This is a genomic window from Candidatus Omnitrophota bacterium, from assembly GCA_028715965.1.
Classification (GTDB): domain Bacteria; phylum Omnitrophota; class Gorgyraeia; order Tantalellales; family Tantalellaceae; genus JAQUQS01.
Genome location: JAQUQS010000035.1, coordinates 1 through 10,295, shown reverse-complemented (window position 1 = coordinate 10,295; position 10,295 = coordinate 1). Strand labels below are relative to the sequence as shown.

1 protein-coding gene is annotated in these 10,295 nt (G+C 54.9%); it reads right to left on the bottom strand.

Features of this window, described 5'->3' with window-relative positions; genetic code table 11:
* On the bottom strand, positions 1-10,295 hold a 10,295-nt coding region (locus PHH49_08340), incomplete at both ends, for a hypothetical protein (GenBank protein ID MDD5488946.1).

The window sequence follows — 10,295 nt, the reverse complement described above, 5'->3', positions numbered from 1 at the left end:
TCCAAAAGTTCCGTTTTCGCGGCGTCCGAATATGTCGCTATTTTCTGCTCGTACGCAACTCCGCTTGAGTTATATCCGGAATTCCTTATCTCCTGTACGTCGAGTAGCGTCGCTTCGGTGTCGTCGGTATATGTGAAGATCTCCTGGTTCACGATATTATGCTGCGCGTCATAGCTCCGATTCGTCAGCACCTGGTAACTTATCACCTCGGCGTTCTCGCCGTTCTCGTCCGTCTGGCTTACCGTTATCCTCTGGGTGCCCGCGTCGCCACGGTTATTTATGTCCTCATTGGCTATATCCGTCACCTTCGCGAGTTTCTCGAGCTCGCCGTCCATCACATAACTCGATATCGTCTGGCCCTGGGCGTGCCCCGTGGCCGTGAAGTTACTCGATACAGTTACCGTCCTCCCGGTCTTTACATCCGACGAATTATACGTGATAGTCGTCGTCTGGGTCGCGTTACCACGCCTTGCGGCAACAAGGTTACCATATACGTTAGTTATCTCGCTCTTGCCGGCATATACCGTCGGCTCGCCCGTCGCCTCGTCGGGGATATACTTACTTACCACCTGCGCCAGCACATTACCGTACCTGTCGTAGCTCGAGTAAACTATATCCTGTTTGCCCGTTACGACCGTCATAGCCACGTCCGAGTAACTCGTTATACTCGAGGTAGCCGCCCTGTCGTGGATGTCATGCCCGGCACTCTCTATATGCTGCGCCTCGCCGAACACGAACGAGCTTGTCTCCCAGTAATACCTTAATATATCCTGCTCGAGCGCGTTACCCCGAGCGTCGAAACTCGTCGTCGTTACCACCTGTTTGTCTATCGCCGTATCCGGGTCCGGATTGACCGTACCGGCCATGATGTCCCCGGCCAGCCTATCCGCGTATTTTGTTATCGTCGCCCGACCAACGTTCCCGTCGGCGTCGATATCCGTGTTCACTACCACCTTTACGTCCAAAAGATCCGTCTTACCCGAGTCCGAATACGTCGCGATCCGCTGCTCACGTGCCACTCCGCTTGAATAATAGCCTATATTACGTATCTCCTGTACATCCAGGAGCGTTTCCTCAGTGTCGTCGGTATAGGTGAAGATCTCCTGGTTGATTATATTGTGCTGGGTGTCGTAACTCCTGTTGGTAAGCACCTGATAGCTTATCACCTGGGCATCCAGCCCGTCAGCGTCCGTCTGGCTTACCGTTATCCGCTGCGTGGCCGCGTCGCCCCTGTTATTTATGTTCTCGTTCACGATATCCGTCACCTTCGTGAGCTTCTCGAGCTCGCCGTCCATCACGTAACTCGATATCGTCTGGTCCTGGGCATGCCCCGCGGCCGTGAAGTTGCTGGATACCGTAACGGTCCTGCCGGTCTTAACGTCACTTGAATTGTAACTAACGGTCGTCGTCTCGGTCGCGTTACCGCGCCTACGGGCCACCGCGTCACCATACACGTTGGTTATCTCGCTGTACCCAGAGTATACCGTAGCGTATCCGGTCGCCTCGTCCACCGTATATCTCCTGACGATCTGCTCGAGCACATTACCGTACCTGTCATAGCTCAGATAGTCGATCTCCTGCTTGGCGGTCTCCACGCTCATCGCCTCGTCACTATAGGTGATGATCACCGAATTTGCCGCCCGGCCATGCGTGTCGAATCCCGAACTCGTTATCATCTGCGATTCGCCTAACTCGAACGCCCCGCCTTCGTAGTAGTAACGGAGTATGTCCTGCTCGAGCGCGTTACCCTGGTCGTCGTAACTTACCGTCGACACCACCTGCTTGTCTATCGCGCTCGCCGGGTCCGGGTTGATCTCGCCGGAGACGACGTCCGTCCCCAGCCGCGCTGAATACTTCGTTATCGTGCTCGTACCTACGTTACCCGTAGCGTCGATATCCGTGTTCTCTATCACCTTTATGTCCAACAGGTCCGTCTTATCCGGATCCGAATACGTCGCGATCCGCTGCTCCAGCGCCACTCCGCTAGGATGATAAAGCGTGCTCCTTATTTCCTGCACATCCAGCAGGAACTCCTCGCTTATGTCACTATAGCTAAGTATCTCCTGGTTTATCGCGTTCCCATGCGCGTCAAAATCCCTGGTGTTCACCACCTGGTGCGACGTGAAGTATTCCGTCCTTACCTCGTCCTCAAGATCCACCGTGTATCCGGTCATTATCTGCGTATGCGCGTTGCCATGGGTGTCGTATCCTGAACTCTCGATATACGTAACGCTTTCCTCCACGAACTCGCCGCCGGAGTTGACCTCCCGTTTCACCGTCTGGTAAAGCGCGTTGCCGTATTTATCGAAATCGTCGGCGTCCGTGTGTGTGACCGTCCTCGTGACCTTAGTGTCCTGGTTGGGCGTTATCGCCCCGTCCACCACCACTGTCGCGTCCGAATATACCGTTATGGTCGAATCGATCACGTTCCCCATAGCCGATACGGTCTCGTTCGTTATTACGTTAACCCTTATGATATCGCCCTTGTAATCCTCAAATTCCCGCGTCGGGTCGTAATCGTACGTCACTACCCTCTGCTCGTGCGCGACCCCGCTCGGATAGAACCCGCCGACCATGCGGATCTCCTCGATCTTGAATATGTCCCCCTCCTCGTCCCTGTATGTCGACATATAGTTGGTCGCCCGGTGTTGCGAATCGAATACCCGGTTCGTAAGGTCCGTACGGCTCTGGAACGATACGACGCGTTCCCCTTCCACGAGATCCACCACGTTGTTCACTATCGTCTGGCTCGAGGCGTCGCCGCGGTTGTTATAACCTTCGTTGGTCACCTCGCTGTAACTTTCCTCGATGAATTCGCCCGTACCGTCATCGTATACGTAATGCGTGGATACCTGCTCGAGAGCGTTCCCGAAATTATCGAACTGGGCGGTCTCGGTCACCGTACGGTCGACCCGGCTCTCATCGCCCCTCAATACGTCCGAATATACCGTCACGACGCTCCTTGAGGCGTTACCCCGCGCAGGCGCCGTCGTGTACTCGTTCTCCATGACCTTGGTGTTCATGTAATCGCCCGGCGTGACATCGCCGCTTACCCCGTCCCTTACGAACGAACCGTAACTGTCGACCACCTGCGTGAGTACGTTCCCGTAGTTGTCATAGACCGTGCCGTAGATCTCCTGCATGCTGTCGAGGTCCGACATCGCCTGGTCGTTATAGTTCATCGTGTATGAATGCAGGCTCCTCGCGTGTATGTCGAACTCAAGGTTCTCCACCATCCGGGCGTCACCGAACCTGCGCGTCCCGTCTATGTCGTACCAATAGCTCTCGATATGCTGTACAAGCGCGTTACCGTATTCGTCAAAATCGCCTTCCTCGATCCATATATGCGTCTCATCCGCCCTGTCCGCGTCGTCCAGCACTATATTGCCGTCACGGTCACCCGGCATGTTCGGGTCGTCCTCTATGGTAGCCCCGGCATAGCTATGTACGATCGAGTAAAGCACGTTCCCGTTCGATGCGATATCCACGTTCTCGATAAAATTCACGTCGACCACTTCGCCCCTACCCGTACCGTCACTCGCCCCAGCATCGTACAGGTATGTCACTATGGTCTGCTCATACGCCGTTCCGCTCGCGTGGAATCCCGCCACCCTTATTTCCTGTATGTCCTGCGTGTTCCCGCTCTGGTCCTTCGTCACGACCATGTAGTTCGTTACCCTGTGCTGCGGGTCAAACACGCGGTTATTCATCTCCGTCCAGCCCTGGAACGTGTGCACTTCCGAACCCGAATCGAAATCAACGTTATACGTGACTATCACCTGGCTCGACGCGTCACCACGGTTGTTGTACCCCGAATTCGTTATTACACTGTAACTCTCCTTCACGAAATCCCCGTCACCCGTATCCTCATCCACGATATACACATAATGCGTCGACGTCTGCTCCAGGGGGTTACCCGCATCGTCAAAATGCTCTGGCAACGTCTCGGTGACCGTCTTCTCCACCTGGCTCGACGCGCCGCGCGATATGTCACTGTATACTGTCACGGCGCTTACATCCGCGTTCCCGCTCCATGGCGCCGTCGTGTACTCGTTCTCTATGAGTTTGCTGTTGACGTACTCGTCCCCGACCACTTCCCCGGTCGTACCGTCTAGATGGTACGCGCCGTAGGTATCTACCACCTGCGAAAGCACATTACCGTACACGTCATACACGGTGCCGTATACTTCCTGCATGCTGGCCAGGTCCGACATCGCCAGATCGTTATAACTGAACGAATATGAATGCAGCACCCTCCCATGCGTATCGAACTCGGCGTTCTCCACAACACGTACGTCACCAAATTGCCTGGCCCCGTCGGTATCATACCACCAGCTCGTCATTGTCTGTTTCGTCGCCCTGCCGTACTTATCAAAATCTTCCGCCGCCGTGACTATGTACGTATCGTCTATCCGGTACTCGTCAAGAAGCACTATCTCACCGTCATCAGCCCCGTCCATCTCCTCGTTGTCCAGGATCTCGGCGTACCCGTACGTCACCACCCTTGACCCCAGCACGTTCCCACCACCGGAAACCTCGTAGTTGCTTATGAGCTGGACCCCGACGATGTCACCCTTGAAAGTCGCTTCGTCATACGCGTACGTCACTATCCTCTGCTCATGCGCTACCCCGCTGGCGTGGAACCCGCCGACTATCCGTATCTCCTGGATCTCCGTTATGTTGTCCCCCGCCTCGTTCTTGGAGACCGCCATGTAGTTCGTTACGCGATGCATCGCGTCGAACTCGCGGTTCGTCATGTCGTTACGACTCGCGAAGGTCACGACCCGCTCACCATCAATAATATCCACGTTGTACGTTATTATCGTCTGGCTCGAGGCGTCTCCCCGGTTGTTGTACCCGGAATTCGTTATCAGGTTGTAGCTTTCCTCCACGAACTCACCCGTGCCTGAAAATTCGTCATATTCGTACACGTAATGCGTGGATCTCTGCTCAAGTACGTTGCCCGCGTCGTCAAATCCCAAAGACTCGGTCACCGTGCGTTCAGTGCAATGCTCCTCGGCAAGATCCACGTCGCTGTATACCGTCACCGTGCTCATCACCGGAGTGCCATGCTCTCCGTCATATACGTTCTCTACCGTTGTAGTCCTTATGTGCCCCGAACATACCACCTCGCTGCCTTCCATCGTGAACCCGCTGTACTCATCCGTCACCTGGTTCTCTACGTTGCCCGATATGTTGTACGTGACATCATGCGTGTGGCTCACGCTGTCAAGCTGGGTCATCCCTTCGTCCAGGTAATTGAACGTGTATGATTCAAGCATCCTGCCATGGATATCAAAACTCTCGTTCACTATCCTCCGGCTTTCGCTGAACCTGCGTTCACCATCGGTATCGTACCAGTACGTTGTGACCACCTGCTCGAACGCGTTGCCGTATTTGTCGAATGACTCCTCGTCCGTGTGCAGGTATGTCTCGTCGATCATCGTGCTCTCGTCCGGCTCGATCTTGCCCGTGTCCCAGTTCACTTCGCCCGCCTCATACCGATACACCACAGAATCCATCACGTTGCCCACGCTGGTTATGTTCATGTTGTATACCGCGTTCACTTCCTTGATGTCTCCCTTATAATCCCCGGCCGCGTTCAACGCGTCATACTCGTACGTTATCATCATCTGTATACGCCCCACACCACTGGCGTGGAACCCGCCCTCGACCCGTATCTCCTGGATATCCTTGGTCTCGCCGGCCTCGTTCTTCGTGACCATCATGTAGTTCACTACCCTGTGCTGCGCGTCGAACTCACGGTTCGTCATTACCGTGTGGCTACTGAACGTCTCCACCCGCTCTCCCTCAACATCGTCCACAAGATACGTTATTATGTCCTGGTGGCCCGCGTCTCCACGGTTGTTATAGTCGCTGTACGCTATGTAACTGCAACTCTCCTCCACATACGAACCCGTACCGTCATCATACACAAAATGCGTCGAAGTCTGTTCCTTCGGCTGCCCTTCCTCGAACTCGGTCGTCTCCGTCACCGTCTTCTCGACCTGGCTCTCCGCGGCCATACCGGCGTCACTGTATACCGTTACCGTGCTTATGTCCGGCGCGTCCTCCCCGGAGGTGTATACGTTCTCCGTCCGGGTCGTTTTTACATGCCCTGTTCCCGTTATTATCCCGCCATCCTCCTCGTAACCCTCATAGATGTCCGTTATCTGGTACTCTACGTTGCCATCATCGTTATAGACTATACCGTGCGTATGGTCGACACTGTCCAGCGTCTCCATGGCCTCTTCCATGTAATTGAACGTGTATGACTCGAGCGTCCGCCCGTGCGTGTCGAATCCGGCGTTCACTACCCTGCGCGCGTCCCCGAACTTGCGCTCACCATCCGTGTCGTACCAGAACGATATGATCTCCTGCTCAAGCGCCCTGCCGTATTTGTCGAAATCACCGGCGTCCGTGGTTATGTACGTCTCGTCTATAAGGCTCGATGCCACCGGCTCAATATCCCCTACGGCTTCCCCATCCGCGTTCTCGGCGATCGTCGCCCCGCCGTACCTTATGACAAGCGACTCCAGCACGTTACCGTCAGCGGTCACCTGCAGGTTACGCGTGAAATTAACCTCGATCACGTCGCCCTTGAACGCCGGCGCCTCCCCGGCCGCGTCATATTCATACGTCACTATCCTCTGCTCATGCGCTACCCCGCTCGGGTAGAACCCGCCCACTATCCGGATCTCCTGGATCTCCTCGATCGCATCGCCTGCCTCGTCCTTCGATATCACCATGTAGTTCACGACATTGTGCTGCGCGTCAAACTCACGGTTCGTCATCACCGTGTGGCTCACGAACGTCTCCACCCGCTCGCCTTCCACAAGATCCACGTTATACCTTATGATCGATTGCGCTATCGCGTCGCCCCTTGAGTTGTATCCTGAGTTCGTTATCTCGCTGTAACTCTCCTCGACGAACCCGCCAAGGTCACCGTCGTATATGTAATGCGTGGATACCTGGTGCTCGGCGTTACCATCCCCGTTAAATATGTCCGTTACCGTCACTGTTCGTTCTATCTCGGAACCTTCCGCCATGGCTTTGTCCGAGTATACCGTCACCGTCGAAGTGTCCGGAGAGTCATATCCCGATACGTACTCGTTCACTACCTTCGTCGTCTTGATGTAACTCGCCTCCACTATCTCGCCCGATACCCCGTCATACTCACCGTACATGTCCGTCACCTGGTACGTAACGTCACCTTTCTGGTTATACGTTATATCGTACGTGTGGCTCACGCTCGCTAGCACTTCTCTCGTCTCATCCTCATAGTTGAGCGTCACCGACCCCAGCACTCGCCCGTGTATGTCAAATTCCTCGTTCAGTATCTCCCGCGCGTCACCGAACTCGCGTACTTCGTCCGAATTATACCAGTAGCTGGTCACCGTCTGCTTGAGCGCGTTGCCGTATTTGTCGAAATCACCGGCGTCCGTGTGCATGTAGACCTCGTCTATCCTGTCCGATCCGCTCACGATTATCGCCCCTTCTTCCTCGACCTCGGCGTCCTCATACCTCGTTACCACCGAATCCACTACGTTGCCACCCGCCGTTATCACGAGGTTCTGCGTTACCGTCACCTCGATCACGCTGCCCTTCTCGCTACCGTCCGCTCCCGCCCCCTCATACGTCACCACACGCTGCTCGTACGCCACCCCGGAGACCGAGAACCCGTTCACTATGCGGATCTCCTTTATCTCCTCAACCGTCTCACCCGACTCGTCCTTAGAGATCACCATATAGTTCGTTACCCGGTGGCTCGCGTCGAATTCCCGGTTCGTTAGCTCCTCCATGCTGTCGAATACCACCACTTCTTCCCCACCTGCCATGTCCACCCTGTAACTCGTTATCGTCTGGCTCTCAGCGTCACCACGACCGTTGTAGTCTGAACTCGTTATGGCCCGGTAACTCTCCTTAACGAACTCGCCCGTCGCGTCGTCATATACGAAATGCGTCGACTCCTGCGTAAGCGCGTTCCCGATCCCATCAAAACTTTCGGTCACCGTCTCGTTCTTCTCGACCTGTGTACCGTCCCCGGCATATACCGTCGACCTCGTCAGCGTCGCGTTACCACGCTTCTTCGCCATCGCGTCTTCATAAAAATTCTCCACTATCGTGCTCGACGCAAGCTCCGTCCTGCCGGCATCTTCATACGATTCCTCTACCCTGGCGGATATGTTGCCGTAATAATCGTATCCCTCGCTCCATATGTCTTTCACCACGTCCAGTGTCTCCACGCCTTCTGAGTCGATCATGTAGTACGTTATGCTCTGCGACATCGGCATGCCCTTGAAATTGTAGTCACGGTTCTCCGTCACCTGCCTAGTACCGCTGCCGCGCTCACCTTCCTCCGTTATGTTATAGATCGTCCTGTCCTCCAGGCTGGCGTACCCCTCATGCGTATATCCCGACAGGATTATCTCCTCCTCCTGCTTGAGCACCAGGCCGCCCTCCCTCTCCGAATATAACCGGCGACTCTGGCTCCTTATGAACGCGTTCGCGTCCTCCACCTGCTCGCCTTCCCCGTTCTCGTACAGAATGGAGTTCTCCGTGTAGATCTTCTCAACAACCTCGCCCGTGCTGCCACTATACGTCGTCTCCTCCATCCCACTTATGTATTCCACTCCGGTAGCGCTGAACGCGTACTCGTACTCAAGCTCCTTCACCTTTGTGCCGTTCAGGTAGTTCGTTATCTTTACCGCGTGCTCACTGCCATTCTTGCCCTCGTATTCGGTAAGGTCCAATAACTCGCTCTCTTCCCCACTAATGCCATATATCCGTAGTTCCCTTAACGACCTGCCCGCGTATACATATTCCGCCTGACGCGTCGCGTTACCCGACCCGTCATACACGCTGAAGGTCGTCTTCAGGATCTCATAGTTCTTGTCTCCTTCGTATACCGACGTCTCCTCAAGCTCCCCGGTCCCCATCGTCCCATGCTCCGACTCGTCAACACCGGATATGTTGTAGACCCGGCTCTCCAGCATGGCACCCTCTCCGTCATACGTGAACTCCTTGCGCTCCCAAGCCGTTATCCCCGCTCCCTCTCCCTCGTACTTCGAAAGCATGTACTGGACAAGCTCCTCGTCCTTGTCCCCCTCATAAACACTCCGGCTCTCCAGACGCGACGCGTCCTCCGTCAGCCAGCCTTCCTCCTCCAACCCGTCTATGTGATACGCCCGAACCTCGTCCAGCGCAGCGTCTTCATCCGATTCGTAATCGTAGATCCTTATGATCGATGGACTGTTCTCGCCTTCCTCGCTTACCGTGTACCCCTCGAGTATGTAGCTTATCGACGCTTCCTCCTTGCCGTCATACACCGTCCTGCGCGTTACCATCTCGTCAGTAAGAAGACTCTTGTCCACTTTCTTCGAAAAATCCTCCCCCAGACCGCCTATGTTGTACGTCACCGTCTCGTCAAGCCCCTCACCCGGTTTGCCCTTGTAATCGAATACCGTTATCGTCCTGGGTACGTCGTTCTCGTCATAGTTAGACAATATGTAGTCTATGTTCTCCCCGTCATATACCGTCTTCTTGATCATCCGCCCCACCTCAGGGAGATCCGACGCGTCCAGCTGCCGATACGACACATGCGAAGTATTCCCCTCGTCATCCGTCTTCTCCTCCGTGCCATCCAGCCAGTTCTTGGGATTGTCGTCCGATATGTCGTATGTCACTATTGACTTTATCGACCCGTCACCGTTGTATTCGTATACGTTCATCTGCCGCGGATTACCGTTCTCGTCAAAATCCTCTACGGTGTACCCTAAACTGCCGGGACTCGCGCTCATCTTCTTCTTCAGCGGCAATTGCTCCGCGTATTCCTCCCCAGGCTTCCGGTTCCTGTTCTGCAACTGCAGTATCAGGTCCTCCGAGTCCTTCTTCTGCCTCAAGATCTCCTCGTGCTTCGCCTGCTGCCTCTTAAGGTATCCAGGCGCGTAATCAGCCGCCTGCTCCTGCTCCTTGCCTGTCGATAAAAGGTTCCCGACTCCGCTGCCTGACCTCTTGTACTTTATGAAATCATAACTCGTGGTCTCTATGCATTCGTCCACCATGGTCTCGATATCTACACTTACATCACCTTTCTCTTTCCCAAGGATGCTTCCACTATAGGACCCTTCCTCCACAGCTACCTGCACAGGGGTGATGCGCATGGAACTGCCATAATTGATCCCAAGGGAATACGCCAGCTGCTGGACCATGAATACGATCGAGACTAATAACGACAATGTCTTCATCGCGAAACGTTTACGGTGATCCGACCTTACTTCGATAAAGACCGAAGT